At 66.1% G+C, this 1,179-nt stretch carries 1 protein-coding gene; it reads right to left on the reverse strand.

What is annotated here, in order from left to right; all coding sequences use genetic code 11:
* A complete protein-coding gene (locus L0C59_RS11035) occupies nt 1-1,092 on the reverse strand; it encodes an IS4 family transposase (RefSeq protein ID WP_014514485.1) in 1,092 nt (363 codons plus the stop codon).
* Nucleotides 1,093-1,179 lie beyond the last annotated feature (87 nt).

Below are 1,179 nucleotides of genomic sequence, written 5' to 3' on the forward strand. Positions count from 1 at the left end.
CTATGTACACGTCAAAACCTCCATAGGGCATAACCCCAAGGGACTTCCGCGCCTTCCTCCCCCTGCACCCCAGAGGGCAAGCGCCCAAAGGGTGAGCAGGTCCAGCCCCGCCCGGAAGAGGCTCTGTCCCAGCCTCCCGTGCTTCTTGGGCCTCACCGGACGCACCCGGTGCAGCACAAGCCCCGTCCGAAACGCCCACACGAAGGCCAGGCTCAAGGGGACCAAAAGCCGCGAAAGCCTCTCCCCCCGCGTCACGTGCGTGGCCTCCAGGTCAAATCCCCGCCCCTTCAGGGCCCCAAAGAGCCGCTCTATCCCCCACCTGAGCCCGTACACCTCCAGCACCCGGTGAGGGTCCAGGTCCGTAGCCACAATCAGCCACTCCCGGACCCCAAGGCGCAACCCCACCACCCACATGCGCCGCCCGTAGACCCAGTACCGCCGCCTGGGCACCCGGCTCTCTCCCACCTTCAGGGAGGCAAAGAGCTCCCAGGCCCGAGGGCCCGAGCCCAACCGCCACATCCGGGTGTTGGCCTTGATTCGGATGCACCGGGGGATGCCCTTCTCCTCCAGGTACCGGAACCACGCCTCCCCTATGAACTCCCGATCCGCCAGGAACCCCTCCACCCGGAGGTGGGGGAAGTGGGCCCTCAGGAAAGCCAAGGCCCTCTCCATCAGGGCGATGCGTTCGGGGGTGGAGGAGTTGCCGTCGTGGGGAAGGAAGCTCCAGAACAGGGGGACGGCCAGGCCTTGGTACAGGAAGGCCAGCATCAGGAGGTTGACCTTGCTCTTCCCCAGCTCCCACTCGGTCCGGTCCATGACCAGGAGGAGCCCTTGGGGTCGGAGGAGGGCGAAGATGAAGCGGGCATAGCCCTCCCCGTCCAGCCCCGGCCAGGCCAAGAACCGCTGGAACCTTCGGTAGGCGGAGCGGGGGTCAGGGCTGGCTATGGAGCCGAGGGAAAGAGCGAGTCTGGGGCCGCTTGTGGTGCGGGCGGTGACCAGAGCCATCACCAGGGCGGCCAGGAAGGTGAGGCGCCTGAGGTCGGCCTTCCAGTATCGCTTCAAGGCGTTGATGAGTGGGGTAAGCTGTTCCATGGGGACCACCTCCTATGGGTACCTGCCCATCCACGTGGGCGCAGGTCCATCCTAAAGGGGTGGTCCCACGTTTTGACGTGTACTGAG

The sequence above is a fragment of the Thermus neutrinimicus genome (assembly GCF_022760955.1).
In the GTDB taxonomy this organism is placed as follows: Bacteria; Deinococcota; Deinococci; order Deinococcales; family Thermaceae; genus Thermus; species Thermus neutrinimicus.